Source organism: Propionicimonas sp. (assembly GCF_034927565.1).
GTDB lineage: Bacteria > Actinomycetota > Actinomycetes > Propionibacteriales > Propionibacteriaceae > Propionicimonas.
Genome location: NZ_JAYFPT010000045.1, coordinates 1 through 14,214, shown reverse-complemented (window position 1 = coordinate 14,214; position 14,214 = coordinate 1). Strand labels below are relative to the sequence as shown.

At 69.0% G+C, this 14,214-nt stretch carries 14 protein-coding genes; 6 read left to right on the top strand and 8 right to left on the bottom strand.

What is annotated here, in order from left to right:
• The first annotated feature begins 104 nt into the window (after positions 1-104).
• Positions 105-542 carry a DUF2231 domain-containing protein gene (locus VB080_RS09135; RefSeq protein WP_323418134.1) on the top strand — a complete coding sequence of 146 codons (438 nt, stop codon included), beginning with the start codon at positions 105-107 and terminating at the stop codon, positions 540-542.
• Between the two features lie 219 nt (positions 543-761).
• Here VB080_RS09135 and VB080_RS09130 read toward each other — a convergent pair whose 3' ends face one another.
• Positions 762-1,478: a hypothetical protein gene (locus VB080_RS09130; RefSeq protein WP_323418133.1), complete on the bottom strand. Its 717-nt coding sequence runs from the start codon at positions 1,476-1,478 to the stop codon at positions 762-764.
• A 418-nt stretch (positions 1,479-1,896) separates the two neighbouring features.
• Here VB080_RS09130 and VB080_RS09125 point away from each other — a divergent pair, with 418 nt between their 5' ends.
• The gene (locus VB080_RS09125) at positions 1,897-3,039 is read left to right on the top strand and encodes an ATP-dependent 6-phosphofructokinase (protein WP_323418132.1); all 1,143 of its coding nucleotides are present in this window, start codon (positions 1,897-1,899) and stop codon (positions 3,037-3,039) included.
• 259 nt (positions 3,040-3,298) lie between these two features.
• Here the strand turns inward: VB080_RS09125 and VB080_RS09120 are convergent, their stop codons facing one another.
• On the bottom strand, positions 3,299-4,489 hold the full coding sequence (locus VB080_RS09120) for a PLP-dependent aminotransferase family protein (RefSeq protein ID WP_323418131.1): 1,191 nt from the start codon (positions 4,487-4,489) through the stop codon (positions 3,299-3,301).
• A gap of 301 nt (positions 4,490-4,790) precedes the next feature.
• Here VB080_RS09120 and ilvD point away from each other — a divergent pair, with 301 nt between their 5' ends.
• Positions 4,791-6,704, top strand: coding sequence for a dihydroxy-acid dehydratase (ilvD, locus tag VB080_RS09115; protein WP_323418130.1), 1,914 nt, complete (start codon positions 4,791-4,793; stop codon positions 6,702-6,704).
• 488 nt (positions 6,705-7,192) lie between these two features.
• On the opposite strand, the gene VB080_RS09110 is transcribed toward ilvD, so the two are convergent.
• Complete coding sequence (locus tag VB080_RS09110; RefSeq protein ID WP_323418129.1) at positions 7,193-7,429, bottom strand: helix-turn-helix transcriptional regulator; 237 nt, start codon at positions 7,427-7,429, stop codon at positions 7,193-7,195.
• Positions 7,430-7,588: 159 nt separating this feature from the next.
• Between VB080_RS09110 and VB080_RS09105 the strand changes: the two genes are divergently transcribed.
• A complete protein-coding gene (locus tag VB080_RS09105) occupies positions 7,589-8,128 on the top strand; it encodes a hypothetical protein (protein WP_323418128.1) in 540 nt (179 codons plus the stop codon).
• A gap of 167 nt (positions 8,129-8,295) precedes the next feature.
• On the opposite strand, the gene VB080_RS09100 is transcribed toward VB080_RS09105, so the two are convergent.
• The 3 genes from VB080_RS09100 to VB080_RS09090 all read right to left on the bottom strand — a co-directional run bounded on the left by VB080_RS09100 (position 8,296) and on the right by VB080_RS09090 (position 9,722).
• The gene (locus tag VB080_RS09100) at positions 8,296-8,679 is read right to left on the bottom strand and encodes a type II toxin-antitoxin system VapC family toxin (protein ID WP_323418127.1); all 384 of its coding nucleotides are present in this window, start codon (positions 8,677-8,679) and stop codon (positions 8,296-8,298) included.
• Positions 8,676-8,918 (bottom strand): type II toxin-antitoxin system VapB family antitoxin, encoded by a 243-nt coding sequence (locus VB080_RS09095; RefSeq protein ID WP_323418126.1) that lies wholly within the window; start codon positions 8,916-8,918, stop codon positions 8,676-8,678. The genes VB080_RS09100 and VB080_RS09095 overlap by 4 nt, the downstream gene beginning before the upstream one ends.
• Before the next feature lie 129 nt (positions 8,919-9,047).
• Complete coding sequence (locus VB080_RS09090; protein ID WP_323418125.1) at positions 9,048-9,722, bottom strand: fructose-6-phosphate aldolase; 675 nt, start codon at positions 9,720-9,722, stop codon at positions 9,048-9,050.
• A gap of 101 nt (positions 9,723-9,823) precedes the next feature.
• Here VB080_RS09090 and VB080_RS09085 point away from each other — a divergent pair, with 101 nt between their 5' ends.
• Entirely contained in the window at positions 9,824-10,696 is an 873-nt protein-coding gene (locus VB080_RS09085; RefSeq protein WP_323418124.1) for an SDR family NAD(P)-dependent oxidoreductase, read from the top strand.
• A gap of 84 nt (positions 10,697-10,780) precedes the next feature.
• On the opposite strand, the gene VB080_RS09080 is transcribed toward VB080_RS09085, so the two are convergent.
• A complete protein-coding gene (locus tag VB080_RS09080; RefSeq protein ID WP_323418123.1) occupies positions 10,781-11,746 on the bottom strand; it encodes an alpha/beta hydrolase in 966 nt (321 codons plus the stop codon).
• A gap of 166 nt (positions 11,747-11,912) precedes the next feature.
• Between VB080_RS09080 and VB080_RS09075 the strand changes: the two genes are divergently transcribed.
• Entirely contained in the window at positions 11,913-12,890 is a 978-nt protein-coding gene (locus VB080_RS09075; RefSeq protein WP_323418122.1) for an L-lactate dehydrogenase, read from the top strand.
• A gap of 113 nt (positions 12,891-13,003) precedes the next feature.
• On the opposite strand, the gene VB080_RS09070 is transcribed toward VB080_RS09075, so the two are convergent.
• Positions 13,004-13,831 (bottom strand): hypothetical protein, encoded by an 828-nt coding sequence (locus VB080_RS09070; RefSeq protein ID WP_323418121.1) that lies wholly within the window; start codon positions 13,829-13,831, stop codon positions 13,004-13,006.
• Positions 13,832-14,214: the final 383 nt, after the last annotated feature.

Here is a 14,214-nt window from a genome sequence, read left to right as displayed (position 1 = left end):
CACCTGCAGATACACCGCTCCGGCACCGTTCGTCGTTCTGTGCAGATGCTGTGAACCGGGCGGCACAGGGTTGCCAGCCACCCTGAACGGTTGAACAATCAACCATGGACATTCTGGGACTTCCGCTCCATCCGCTCATCGTCCACGCCGCCGTCGTCCTGCTCCCCCTGGCAGCGTTCGGCGCGCTCCTGATCGTGTTGTCGCAGCGGGCTCGCAACCGGTACGGCTCGCTGGTGGTGGCGGGTTCGGTGGTGGCCTTCGCCACCGTCCTCGGTGCACGGCTCACCGGCGAGGTGTTCGCCGGCACCACCACCGGGACCGGTGCTCTCGGCACGCACATGTTCTGGGGACTGGCGGCCCCCTGGCCGGCGGGCGCGTTGGCCGTCACCACCCTGCTCCTGGTGCTGGCCGGACGGGGACGCAGCCGCCCGCTGTTCATCACCTGCGCGGTGCTCACCGTCCTGGCCGCCCTGGCCAGCCTGGCGGTCATCGTGCTGACCGGCCACTCTGGCGCCACTGCTGTCTGGGGAACCGGCACCTGAGCACCACCAAGTGCTTCCGCATCGCGCGCCCCGGGTCACCTTGCGCCTGTCAGATCACGCGCAAGATGACCGACGACACGCAACGTGCCGCGGGACAAGGAAGCGACAGCGCCGACAGCCGACGGTGCCGACAGCACAGCGCCAGCAGCGGAGAGAGCCCGCCGGGGTGTGATGTCTCAGGAGATCGGTGACAGAGAGCCCGCCGGGGACCGGTCGTACTCAGTCGCAGGAGCCCAGTTCGCCGGCCTGCATCACGTCGGGAATCTGCTCGCCGATGTACCGGATCCCGTTGGGGTGGGTGAAGATCTGGGTGCCGTCAGCGAACGGACTGTCCTCGAGGGTGCCCTCGGGGTACTTCTTCGTCAGGTCGGCGAAGCTGGCGAAGGTCGGCAGGTTGTTGGCGATCCGCAGCCGGGGGTCGATGTCACCCTCCAGCCCCAGCGACCACGACCTCAGGAACTTAGCTGCGTTCCGCGAGGTGCCGTTCGCGACGAAGTGCACACCCAGCGCACCGTAGCTGAGCGTCCGCGACCACGGGCTGGATGGATTGAGTTCGCAGTCCAGCCCGACATAAACCTCGGAGGGCGCGCCGAACTCGGCGTTCAGCAGCGCCTCGACCTCGTCGGCGGTCGCACCCCACTTCATCCCGCCCAGTCCGGTGCCGCTCAACTGGAAGCCCGTTGCCGACGGCTTGGAAGGGGTCGGCGACGCCGTCGGTGTGCGGGTCGGCGTCCGGCTCGGGGTCGGGGTCGGGCTCGGGGTCGGGGAAGCGGACGGGGTGGCTGTCGGCGTGGGGGTCGGAGGCGCCGAGACGGAAGTGGGGCTGCCCGACGCTGATGGGGTGGCGATGCCGGGCGGCGGGGTGGTACCGCAGGCTGCCAGGCTGAGGGCGGCGGCGAGGATGCCCGTGCCCACGGTGATTCGGTGCCTGCGCATCGGCTCCTCCGTCCTGGCACAGGTGGCCTTGAGACTGCATTATCCCTGATCCGACGCCCGGACGGGGCCCGACGGGCCCAAGCGCCGATCCCCCGGCCGCAACCGGCAGGTCTCGACGAGGCCGACCGCCCATCGCACCGGCCGCAGCCGGCAGAACTCGACAGTCCCGACCGGCCCGTCACACCAGACACAACCGTCAGACCCCACCGGCTCATCCCACCAGCCGCAACCCGCAGAACTCAACGGACCCGACCACCCATCACACCAGCCGCAACCGGCAAGCCCGGACGAACTCGATCAGCGATCACAACGGCGCCCACCGACAGAGCACACCCTGTCCCAGACGGCAGTTCACGCCACGCTCTTCCCCTTCCAGGGACGGCGGAACCCGCTAGCCTGACTCCACCGGACGAAGGGGATGATCATGACCACCGCCACCCGCAAGAAGAAGATCGGCATCCTGACGGCCGGCGGTGACAGCCCGGGCCTGAACGCCGCGATCCGCGGCTTCGGCAAGGCGGCGCTGCACTACGGCATGGAGCTGATCGGCTACCGCGACGGTATCCGCGGCCTGGTGGAGAACCGCTCCATTCCGCTGGACGGGAAGGCACTGTCCGGCATCCTCACCATTGGCGGCACGATCCTGGGCACCAGCCGCGACAAGGTGCACCGCATGACCGTGGACGGTGAACTCCGCGACATGCGCGATCAGGTGGTCGCCAACTACGAGCAGGAGGGGCTGGACGGCCTGGTCCTGCTCGGCGGCGGGGGCACCGCGAAGAACGCGATGCGGCTGGCCGAGGTGGGCCTGAACGTGATCCACCTCCCGAAGACCATCGACAACGACATCGCCCACACCGACACCAGCTTCGGCTTCGCTACCGCGATGGAGATCGCCACCGACGCGATCGACCGGCTGCACTCCACCGCCCACAGCCACCACCGGATCATCCTCACCGAGATCATGGGTCACCGGGCCGGCTGGCTGACCCTGGGTGCCGGGATCGCCGGTGGCGCCGACATCATCCTGTTGCCGGAGATCCCCTACTCGGTCGAGTCCGTTGCCGAGACGATCAACCGGCGGGTGGCCAGCGGCAGCAACTTCTCGGTGGTGGCGGTGGCCGAGGGCGCTCGCGATCTGGCCGACGCCGCCGACATCGAGGCCGCGGAGGCCTTGGTGAAGACCGCCAAAACCCCCGAGTCGATCGGGGCGGCGAAGAAGCACCTCGCCAACGTCCTCGACTCCCAGCGCGAGCACACCTTCAAGCTCGCCCGCGAACTGGAGGCCGCCACCGGGCTGGAGTCGCGGGTGTCGATCCTCGGCTACGTTCAGCGCGGCGGCACGCCAGTGGCTTCCGACCGGCTGCTCGGCTCCCGGATCGGGACGGCCGCCGCCCACCATGTCTCCAAGGGCGAGTTCGGCATCATGGTCGCCGCCCGCGGTGAGGAGACCGCTCCGGTTCCGCTGAAGGAGGTGGCGGGGAACCTCAAGCTGGTGCCGCCGGACCACGAGTGGATCCAGACCGCACGCAAGCTCGGGACGGGCCTGGGCGAGAGCTGAACAGCCCGCGCCGGCCGCAACCGCGGCCGGGTCCTGCTCCTCGCCCAGCCGGCGGTGTCGCAATTCCGCGGCTCGATACTGCGCGATCAGCCAATTCGGGACAGCGGAGGCATCGACCTGCAGAATTGCGTCAAACCCGGACGCGACCATGGCGGCGGCCGCGTCGAACTCGCCCAGCCGGCGCTGTCGCAATTCTGCGGCTCGATGCTTCGCCAAGGCCAGTCCCTACCTGCCGGAAGCATCGACCTGCAGAATTACGTCAGTCTCCGACGCGGTCGCCGCGATCCCGCACCAGATCAGCAAGCCGGGCGATGGCGGTATCGATCTGGCCGACCGTCGAAGTGACGTAGGACAGCCGCAGCGTCCGCGGATCGGGCTCTCCGGCGAAGAAGGCGGCGCCGGGCACAAAGGCCACTCCCACCTCGACGGCGGCGTCCAGCAACTCCAGCGAGTCGGCCCCCGGCGGTAGCCGCAGCCACAGGAACATGCCGCCCTGCGGCCTGGTCCAGGCAACGTCCAGGCCGGCGAACTCGCGCTCCAGCGCGGCCAGCATGGCGTCCTTCTGCTGCCGGTAGAGCGCCCGGATGGTCGGGACGTGGCGGTCCAGGAAACCGTCGGCGATCACCTCGTGCACCATCCGCTGATTGAAACCAGGGGTGTGCAGGTCGGCGGCCTGCTTGGCCTGCAGCAGCTTCGGGTAGACCTCGGGAGGCGCGACCAGGTAGCCCAGCCGCAGCCCGGGCGCCAGCACCTTCGAGAACGATCCGAGGTAGAGCACCCCCTCGGGATGACGGGCGGCCAGCGGTGCGGGCGTCGGGGTGTCGTACCAGAGCTCGCCGTAGGGGTTGTCCTCCACCAGAGGCAGGCCAAGCTCGGCCGCGGTGGCGACGACCTCCTCGCGGCGGACGTCGTCCATCAGCCGTCCGGTGGGGTTCTGGAAGGACGGCAGCACATACAGGAACCGCGCCCGTCCGGCCCCGTCCCCGGCGGCGGACGCCAGCTCGCCCGGCAGCACGCCGCGCTCGTCGCAGGCAACCGGGACGAACTCGGGTTCCTGCGGGCCGAACGCCTGCAGCGCACCGAGGTAGGTGGGGGTCTCCACCAGCACCCGGCTGCCGGCGTCGACCAGCACCTTGCCGATCAGATCGAGCCCCTGCTGCGAACCGGTGGTGATCAGCACCCGGTCGGGGTCGACCTCCCAGGGCAGCAGGGTGGCGACCGCCTCGCGCAGCGGACGGTGGCCCTCGCTGGCTGCGTACTGCAGCGCGGCCTCGCCGTCCCGTCGCAGCACGGTGGCTGACGCCCGGGCGAAGGCGTCCACGGGAAAGGTCTTCGGGGAGGGCAGGCCGCCAGCCAGCGAGATGATGCCGGGCCGCTCGGTCACCTTGAGGATCTCGCGGATCACCGACGGGTTGAGGCTGGCCGCGCGGGCGGCAAGGGTCCAAGCCATGAGAAGTCTTCGTTCCAGCGCAGCGCGCAACGTTCGAGAGAGGAGGGGCGCCGTCGTGGGGCGCGAGCCGGTGGCGCTGCGGGTGGCTGCCACGCGTTGCCCCATCGTAGTGCAGCCGTCCGGCGGCAGACGCCCACCCAGCCGCGGGCTGGGATCTGAACCAGTCGAGTGCCGCAGCGTCGCCGGGTACGAGCCGGCGGCAGACGCCCGCCCGCCCGCGGGCTGGGACCAGCTGTCCCGCCACCTGAGTCCCGATCGCGCGGGCGCGTACCCTTGATACCTGACGAAAGGCAAGATCAGCATGCCAGCACTGCGTTCCCGGACGACCACCCACGGCCGCAATATGGCCGGCGCCCGCGCCCTGTGGCGCGCCACCGGCGTGACCGACTCCGATTTCGGCAAGCCGATCATCGCCATCGCGAACTCGTTCACCCAGTTCGTGCCCGGCCACGTCCACCTCAAAGACATGGGCCAACTGGTGGCCGGCGCGATCAAGGAGGCCGGCGGGATCGGCCGGGAGTTCAACACGATCGCGATCGACGACGGCATCGCGATGGGCCACGCCGGCATGCTCTACTCGCTGCCCAGCCGCGAGATCATCGCCGACTCGGTCGAGTACATGGTGAACGCACACTGTGCCGACGCCCTGGTGTGCATCTCCAACTGCGACAAGATCACCCCTGGCATGCTGCTGGCCGCGCTGCGGCTGAACATTCCGACGGTGTTCGTCTCCGGCGGTCCGATGGAGGCCGGACGGGTCCTCGGCAGCCGGGTGGTCTCCGGCGCCCCGGACGAGGGCGGCTCCGAGCGCCTCGACCTGATCGACGCCATGATCAAGGCGGTGGACGACTCGGTCTCCGACGAGCAGATCGCCGCCATCGAGGCCAACGCCTGCCCGACCTGCGGCTCCTGTTCGGGCATGTTCACCGCCAACTCGATGAACTGCCTCACCGAGGCGCTCGGGCTCTCCTTGCCCGGCAACGGCTCCACCCTGGCCACCAACGCAGCCCGCAGGGACCTGTTCCTGGAGGCCGGACGGCTGGTGGTGGAGCTGGCCAACCGCTACTACGGCGAGGACGATGAGTCTGTGCTTCCCCGCTCGATCGCCACCAAGGCCGCGTTCAGCAACGCGATGCGGCTGGACATCGCGATGGGCGGCTCGACCAACACCGTGCTGCACATCCTGGCTGCCGCCGTCGAGGCCGGGGTCGACTTCACCCTGGACGACATCGACGCGCTCTCCCGCGTCACCCCCTGCCTGAGCAAGGTGGCGCCGAACTCGACCAAGTTCTACATGGAGGACGTCCACCGCGCCGGCGGGATGCCTGCCATCCTCGGCGAGTTGCGTCGCGGCGGCCTGCTGGACGAGTCGGTGCACGCCGTCCACTCCCGGTCGCTGGCCGAGTGGCTGGATGCCTGGGACCTGCGCGGCGGCAAGGCCTCGCCCGAGGCGATGGACCTGTGGTACGCCGCACCCGGCGGCGTCCGCACCACCGAGGCCTTCAGCACGAACAACCGCTGGGCCGACCTGGACACCGACGCCGAGCAGGGCTGCATCCGCTCGGTCGAGCACGCCTATACCGCCGACGGTGGCCTGGCCGTGCTGAAGGGCAACATCGCCCCGGACGGCGCGATCGTGAAGACCGCCGGCGTCCCCGAGCATCAGTGGAGCTTCCGCGGCCCGGCGGTCGTCACCGAGTCGCAGGAAGAAGCCGTCGAGGCCATCCTGGGCAAGAAAGTGCAGGCCGGGGACGTGGTGGTCGTCCGCTACGAGGGCCCCAAGGGCGGCCCGGGCATGCAGGAGATGCTGTACCCGACGTCCTACCTGAAGGGCACCGGGCTGGGCCCGAAGTGTGCGCTGATCACCGACGGACGGTTCTCCGGCGGCTCGTCCGGGCTGTCGGTGGGACACGTCTCGCCCGAGGCCGCCTCCGGCGGGGCGATCGGCCTGATCGAGGACGGCGACCTGATCGAGTTCTCGATCCCCGACCGTTCGATCAACGTCCTGGTGGACGAGGCCACCCTTGAGGAGCGCCGGCTGCGGCAGAACCAGCTGGGCTGGAAGCCCAGGAACCGGCAGCGCGAGGTGTCCCAGTCGCTGAGGATCTACGCCGCCCTGGCGCTCTCGGCCGACAAGGGGGCCGCCCGCTCGCTGGACAATGCCTTCACCCCGCCGGTGGCAGCGCCCTCCGGCGCCTCCGTGCTGCGAGCCTGAAGAAAGGGCGGTTCGACTCTCCTGGGGACCGTATGGGCCCGCCGGCAAATGAACGGTGCTGGCGGCGGTTTCTGGGCGGGACGCATGATAAGGCGGAGGCTCGACCGCGTAGCAGCGCTACCCGGGAGTGGCCGACAACGCAATCAGGCGCCCGATCCAGGAAGCGACACGCACCGGGTATTTACGGGCGGGTCCTAAGACTCGTGGTGGCTGGCAGGGTTGGTTGGTCGTCTATCGGGTGTGGCTCTCTTGGGGTTCCTCCCTGCGTCACGCCCAGGTAGATCCCCGACCTGAGCCGATCTGGGTTCGAGCGTGTCTCCCCATCTCTGGCCGTCGCGAGCGAGGTCTCGCGGAGTGGCTTGCAGGGCACAGGAGGGAGGCGATGAGGTGCATCGTCGACCGACGACAACGCTGCGAGACGCCCGTGGGCGCTGCGCAGCAGGCCACTACTGGGATGGGGAGACACGCTCTAGCCTTGGGCAGCCCGTTCAGCGTTCGGAGTGGACCCCGCCACGGGGGAAGAGATCTGCGACCTCAACCTCGAGAGTGTCGGCGAACCGGGTGATCACATCAAGCGTCGGGTTGCGGACTCCCCGCTCCACCCCGCTGACATAGGTCCGGTCGAGGTTGGCTCGATGAGCGAGCTCCTCCTGTGACCAGCCTCGATCGGTACGCAGCGCCCGCACCCGTGCCCCAAACGCAAGGCGCTGGGGTACCGGGGGCATGACCCCACGGTTCCGCTATGCTGACGATCAGTCCACGGACTATGAGTCACATTGATGTGGCCGGAAAGACCGCGCTTCCAACCACCCGGCGAGATTGTCTCGCAGAGCGGAGCGAGCCGCTCTGCCACGGCGACACAGATCAGAGGAGGGAACACTTACATGAACCGGCGTATCGCCACGGTGGCCACCATCGCCATCACAGCACTGGGCCTCACCGCTTGCTCAAGCGCTCCGGCCGCAACCCAGCCCCCGGCCCCCGCAGTCAGCACCTCGGCCCCGGCCCCGTCCGCCGAGCAGACCACGTCAGCACCGGAGACCAGCCCCGCGGCACCGGAGACCAGCGCAAGCGAGCCGTCGCTGGCCGAGGCATGCCTCGAACCCACTGCCAAGATGGTCGAAGCCAGCGCCGAACTCGCCAAGGTCAGCGCGGCACTCGCCCAGAGCGACGGAAAGGACCCGCAGGACACCGTTGACGCCGTCAAGGCGATGGCCGACTACTTCGGTACGTTCGCCGAGTCGAGCAACCACCCGAAGGTCAAAGAAGCCCTCACCGGGATCCAGAAGTACTACGGCAAGCTGGCCGACCTGCTCAAGAAGGTACTGATCGACAAGGACATGGCCGCCGCCGCTGACGCTGCGACGATCATGACCGACCTTCAGAAGTCGATGACGGCTTTCCAGGAGCTCTGCACCGCCTGATCGACCCCAGCACACCGGGCGGGGCCCGGGACGGCAGGTGGCTCGACGGGAACGACTCCGTCGAGCCACCTGCCTCAGCTAGGAACCGTTCCCAACCTGAGTCAGAACCACGGGGGCAGCCCTGCCCACCGACCGAGATGGGACGAAGGAGCGCTGACCGGTTCGGCTTAGCCCCAGGCCGAGCGAACATCGGTGTGGACGAAGTCCTCACCGATGTAGAGCAACCCCTGGCCGGTCGCACGGGCGGCTCCGTAGGCGAGGCAGCCACCGTAGTTGAGGCGGGCCGACGATCCCGAACCGCGGCCGTAGAACTCGTACCCGTGGCGCGCCCAGCGGAGGTGTTCGGTGTCCACCGGCAGCACCGTGACTCCCAGCTCCTCGATGAACAGCTCCACCAGCCCCGGGTCGCTTCGTCCGATCACCATGGCCAGTTCCAGCACGTTCCCGGCGGACATGGCGACCATGCGGCTGGCCTCGACCAGCGCGCGGAAGTCGTCCGCCTCCGGCTCGTCCCGCAGGATGGCGATCACCGCGGAGGTGTCGAGAATCATCGCGGCAACCCGTTCTCGTCGTAAAGGTCGTCGTCGGTGAGCCATTCGGCCCGGGTCGAGGCTGCGCGTTCCTGAAGCCGGGCAACGATCGAGCGCAGGTCTGGGGTGCGCCGACGTTCAGCGGCCAGCGCCTCCTCCAGCGCGGCGCGCACCGCTGCCGTCGCGCTGGAACCTCGGAACTGCGCCAACTCGTGGGCCAGCTCATGGACCCGTGGATCCTTGATGTTCATCGTGGCCATGTCCGTGTTCTACCGCGGGGTAGAAGAATGCGGCCACCGGTCGGCCGAGAAGCGCTGCGGAGTTCCTGTCCGGGAACAGCGTGGCAAACGGAGACCCCTCGTCCCGAGCGGGTCGAACGGGCAGGGCGATCAGGGCAGGGTGTCGGTGCCGAAGGTCTCGTGCCAGTCGGCGGCGAACACCGCGACGGCCTGGATGATGTCCGGCGCGGCCAGCGCTGCCCGCAGCAGTCGGGGCGGGACGGTGACCGCGTGCGCCCCCGCCTCGAGGGCCGCCGAGACCTGGGCGACGTTCTTGAAGGAGGCGGCCATGATCTTGCAGTCGGCGCCGTGCCGGTCGATGAAGCGGCTGAGCGACTTGATCGTGGAGACGGTGTCGATGTCCAGGCTCTCCATCCGGTTGAAGTAGGGCGCGATGTAGTTCGCGCCGGCGGCGACCGCCAGCATGCCCTGGGCCTTGGAGTAGATCGCGGTAGCCGTCACCCCGACCCCTTCGTCGCGCAGGAGGCGCATCGCCTGGATGCCCTGCTCGGTGGTCGGGATCTTCACGAAAACCTGATCGTCCACCATCTCCCGCAGCCGATGGGCGTCGGCGACGATACCGGCCACGTCCTGGGAGAGCACCTGGATGTGCAGGGTACGCTCGGCGCCGAGGAGCTGACGGATCCGGCGGAAGTGGTTGTAGAAGTCGATCCGGCCCTCAGCCTTGATGATGGTCGGGTTACTGGTAACCCCCGAGACGGGGTAGAGCGGGGTCATCTCCTCGATGTCGGCGAGGTTCGCGGTGTCGAACAGGATCTCCATCATGACTCTTCCCTTCCTGGGCCGCTCTGATCCTAGGGCCCCGTAGCCGCTTGTGCGTCCAAGCCGCGACCGAACCGGATCGAGGACCAGTAGAGTCGGCCGCCATGGAGTTCGCGGGACGGACGGCGCTGGTCACCGGAGGAAGCAGCGGCATCGGCCTGGAGATCGCCCTCGGCCTGGCCGCCGGCGGCGCCCGCGTGCTGCTGCCGGTCCGTGATCGCGCGAGGGGCGACGGCGCTCTCGTCCGGATTCGTGAGCGGCTGCCGCAGGCCGGGGTGGAACTGCTCGATCTCGACCTGGCCCGGCTGGAGACCGTTCATGGGCTGGCCACAGCACTGGCCAACCGGCCGATCGACCTGCTCGTCCTCAACGCCGGTGTCGTGACGGTCGGCTCCCCCGGCCGCCAACTCACCCCGGACGGGTTCGAGCTGAACTTCCAGACGAACTACCTGGGCCACGCTGCACTCGTCCGGGACCTGCTTCCCAGGTTGCGCCAGCACGGCAGCCGCCTGGTCGTGCAGTGCAGCCTGGCGGCCGCCCACGTCCAACTCGACTGGGACGACCTGCAGGGCGAGCGGTCGTTCCACGCGTTCCGCGCCTACGCGGCCTCCAAACTGGCCCTCGGACTGTTCGGCATGGAGGTGGCTCGGCGGAGCAGCGCCAGCGGCTGGGGAGTCTCGGTGCAGCTGTGCCATCCGGGTGTCACCCCCGGTTCGTCGATCGCTCCGGCGATCCGGGCGATGCTGCCCGGCGAGCTGGTGCACTGGGCATCGCAGCACCTCGGCAACAGCCCTGCCGAAGCGGCGCGCACCGCCCTCGCCGCGGCAACCACCGACGCGGACGATGTGCGGCTGTTCGCCCCGGCGGGCCACCTCGGCCTGACCGGCCGCCCGGTCGCCCGCGCGCCCTTCCCGTCCTTGTGCGACCCGGACGCGGCCGCACACCTCTGGCAGGTCACCGCGACCCTGCTCGGCTGACCAGTCGTGGAGACTCGCCCCCACTCCTGGTGACACGACCGAACCAGCAGGTGTCAGCGCGGGCCGGGTCCGCGCGGCGGCTGATCAGACTGGCCGGCCGTCCGCTGTCGTGGCCGGCCTGGGACCGAGGGCGTCCTGCAGGAACAGGTCGACGGCGTCAGCCACCTGCACGGTGAACAGGGCGGGGCCGCCGTGGCCGGCGCCACGCACCTGGATGAGTCGGACGGGCTGGCCAGCTGCGCGCAGCACGCGGTAGTGCTCGACGCTCTGCGCGAACGGAACCAGTCGATCCTTCGATCCATGAATCATCAACAGCGGAGTGAGCGGACGGTCGGCGCTCACCCAGTGGCCGGGGTCGGCCCGCCTGACAAGTTCCGGGACGGAACGCAGATCCACGCCGCCCAGCAGGCGGCCTTCGGGACTGTCCGGCCCCCGATGGTCCATGGTGGTCGGCTCGTCGTTCATCAGGTCGAGACGGGTCGGGCCGTAGAAATCGACGCAGGCCTTGAGATCCAGCGGCACGCCGGGTTCGTCGTCGAGGTCGTCCAGCGCCTGGGTGGCATGCACCAGCAGCGCGGTATGACCACCGGAGGAGTCCCCCGCGAGGACCATCTGTTCCGGATCGATGCCGAACCGGGCGTGGTTGGCCGTGAGCCAGCGCACGGCGGTCTTCACGTCCTGGACCTGAGCGGGAAAGGCTGCGAGATCGCTCGGGCGGTACTCGATGAGCGCCACCACGTACCCCCGGCGGGCGAAGCGACACCAGAACTCCAGCAAGGCGCCCATCGGCTGCTCACCCCACGCCGAACCCTGCACGAAGGCAATGCATCCGAACCGCTCCGCGGTCAGTTCGTCCCAGCTCACGATGGTTGAGTCCAGGCAGGGCTGAATCACCTGCAGATGAAGCTGGCGTCCCGACTTCGTCGCGTAGCCGACATTCAGATGGACGTACACGTTGCGGGCGCCGAGATCGGCCTCCATCATCTCCACGCCCTCGGCCCACGCGGTCGAGTGCGGAAAGTCACGGTGATCCACACCCTCGAATTGCATCGCCGCAGCATAGCGGGCCGGGCATGCGGCTCCGAGATCGGGCGGATCCGAGATCGGGATGCGTCACGGTGTGGGCGGTTTCCACCAACTCGACCAAGGTCTCGGGAACGGAGATCCGCGCGCCGAACCCTGACACTCCCGGCCGAGGCATCGGTAGGCTCCTGCCATGACCACCAACCCGGTTGAGACCCCTGGCGTCAAGACCTCGAAACTGACGGTCGTCGGTGCCGGTTCGGTCGGCTCGTCGATCGCCTACGCGTCCATCATCCGCGGCTCGGCGCGTCGGGTCGCCCTCTACGACATCAACGCCAAGAAGGTGGACGCCGAGGTCAAGGACCTCGCCCACGGCACCCAGTTCACACCCACCTCCGTGGTCGAGGGCGGGGCCGACATCGAGGTCGCCCGCGACTCCAACATCATCATCATCACCGCCGGCGCCCGACAGAAGCCCGGCCAGACCCGGCTCGACCTCGCCGGGGTGAACGCCGGCATCCTGGCCACGATGGTCCCCCAGCTGATGGAGGTTGCCCCCGACGCCCTGCTGGTGCTGGTGACCAACCCCTGCGACGTGCTCACCGTGGTGGCCCAGAAGGCCAGCGGGCTGCCCGCCTCACGGGTGTTCGCCACCGGAACCCTGCTCGACACCTCACGGCTGCGCTGGGCGATCGGCCAGCGCGCGAACGTGGCCCAGCGCAACGTCCACGCCATCATGGTTGGCGAGCACGGCGACACCGAGTTCCCGATCTGGTCCAGCGCCACCATCGGGCAGATCCCGATCCGGCAGTGGAAGGGTCCAGACGGTCGGCAGTTGTTCACCGACGAAGAACTGGCCAGCATCGCCGAGCGCACCGTGCACGCCGCCTACGAGATCATCGAGGGCAAGGGCGCCACCAACTATGCGATCGGCCTGGCCGGTGCGAGCCTGGTCGAGGTGCTGCTCGGTGACGGCCGCCAGATCCTGCCGGTGTCGTCGGTGCTGGACGACTACCGTGGCATCTCGGGGATCGCGATGTCGGTGCCCAGTCTGGTCACCCGCAACGGCGTCGAGGAGGTCTACGAATTCCCGATGGACGCCCACGAACTCCGCCAGCTGAAGATCTCCGCCGAGGCGATCCGGGAAACCCAGAAGGCGATCGGCTACTGATTGGCTGCATAATCCGGTTCCAGATCGGCCCCTGAGGGAATATTCCCCTCGAACCCGGGTTTCGAACCGGATCTGACGCGGCCCGGGCGAGGACCGCCCGGTCGGCCGAGCCCTCAACTGCCGCGGAGCCGGTCCCGCAGCCGCATCATCTCGCGCCGTTGCGCGGGCGTCAGGCTGTCGAGCCCGCGCTCGTTGATCTGGTCGAGCAGGGCGTCGAGCTGGTCGCGGTCGGAGGCCGCCCGCTCGTGGTTGCGGACGGCGACGCGAACCTCCTTCGAGGCCCGCGCGGTACGCCGCTTGGGCGCACGCGGGGCTGCCGCCCTTCCGGGAATCCACGCGTACTGGCTGAGCAGCCCGACCCGCTTGGCCACCAACGCGACCAGCACCAGCCCGAGCAGCAGCGCGAGCAGGCCGTCGAAGGCCCGTGCGGCCACCCAGGTGAGGATCTGCAGGCCGAGGATCACCGCACCGATCACCCAGGCCGGGATGTTGAAGAAGAACCGGCGGGTCGGATTCTCGGCGATCCACAGCAGCAGCACGAGCATCTGCACCAGGCCGATACCGGCCAGGCCCATGCCGCCACCCATGATCAGCCAGATGATCGCCGACGCGACGGTCAGCGCGCCCCAGATGCCGAGCAGCAGCCAGGCCGTCCGCGACCGTCCCAGCTGGGCCTCGAGATCGCGGCCGAAATACCACAGGAAGAAGACGTCCAGGACGGCCCACAGCGACAACGGATTCACCCACGGCCAGGTGACCAGCCGCCAGATCCCGCCGCCGGCCACCAGATCGGGGCTGAAGTACAGCGCCTCGGCGCTACCCGGCGCGGCTACCCAGAGCACCCAGGACGCAACCACCGAGATCACCACCAGCATCACCGTGCCGACCTCCAGCCGGCCGAGCCGGAACCACGGATTGCCTGCCGGGTAAAGACCACTCATGGAAGCAAGATTGCCAGACGCCCGAAGCCCTCCGGTCCTCGCCCATCCCTGCGACTCACCTGGGTCGGGACGGAGGCTGGAGCGTGTCTCCTCATCCCTGGCCGTCGCGAGCGGGGTCTCGCGGAGTGGCTCGCACGGCGGAGGAGGGAGGCGATGTGGTGACAACACCGCGAGACGCCCGCGGGGCAGGCCACTACTGGGATGGAGACACGCTCTAACTCGACCAGTCGCCGGTGAAGAAAGTGAACGCCCACCGGACCTGCATGACCAGCGCCAGCAGGACGGCGAGTCCGATCACCACGCGCCGTGGGATGTCGCCGCGTCCGCGGGGCTTGGCCAGTTCGCCCAGCAGCGTCCACAACGGGAACCACAACAGGACGGCC

Excerpts from the sequence above, each read along its gene's own strand:
- VB080_RS09135 (WP_323418134.1), top strand. The coding sequence starts at position 105 with ATGGACATTCTGGGACTTCCGCTCCATCCGCTCATCGTCCACGCCGCC.
- VB080_RS09130 (WP_323418133.1), bottom strand. The coding sequence starts at position 1,478 with ATGCGCAGGCACCGAATCACCGTGGGCACGGGCATCCTCGCCGCCGCC.
- VB080_RS09125 (WP_323418132.1), top strand. The coding sequence starts at position 1,897 with ATGATCATGACCACCGCCACCCGCAAGAAGAAGATCGGCATCCTGACG.
- VB080_RS09120 (WP_323418131.1), bottom strand. The coding sequence starts at position 4,489 with ATGGCTTGGACCCTTGCCGCCCGCGCGGCCAGCCTCAACCCGTCGGTG.
- ilvD (WP_323418130.1), top strand. The coding sequence starts at position 4,791 with ATGCCAGCACTGCGTTCCCGGACGACCACCCACGGCCGCAATATGGCC.
- VB080_RS09110 (WP_323418129.1), bottom strand. The coding sequence starts at position 7,429 with ATGCCCCCGGTACCCCAGCGCCTTGCGTTTGGGGCACGGGTGCGGGCG.
- VB080_RS09105 (WP_323418128.1), top strand. The coding sequence starts at position 7,589 with ATGAACCGGCGTATCGCCACGGTGGCCACCATCGCCATCACAGCACTG.
- VB080_RS09100 (WP_323418127.1), bottom strand. The coding sequence starts at position 8,679 with ATGATTCTCGACACCTCCGCGGTGATCGCCATCCTGCGGGACGAGCCG.
- VB080_RS09095 (WP_323418126.1), bottom strand. The coding sequence starts at position 8,918 with ATGGCCACGATGAACATCAAGGATCCACGGGTCCATGAGCTGGCCCAC.
- VB080_RS09090 (WP_323418125.1), bottom strand. The coding sequence starts at position 9,722 with ATGATGGAGATCCTGTTCGACACCGCGAACCTCGCCGACATCGAGGAG.
- VB080_RS09085 (WP_323418124.1), top strand. The coding sequence starts at position 9,824 with ATGGAGTTCGCGGGACGGACGGCGCTGGTCACCGGAGGAAGCAGCGGC.
- VB080_RS09080 (WP_323418123.1), bottom strand. The coding sequence starts at position 11,746 with ATGCAATTCGAGGGTGTGGATCACCGTGACTTTCCGCACTCGACCGCG.
- VB080_RS09075 (WP_323418122.1), top strand. The coding sequence starts at position 11,913 with ATGACCACCAACCCGGTTGAGACCCCTGGCGTCAAGACCTCGAAACTG.
- VB080_RS09070 (WP_323418121.1), bottom strand. The coding sequence starts at position 13,831 with ATGAGTGGTCTTTACCCGGCAGGCAATCCGTGGTTCCGGCTCGGCCGG.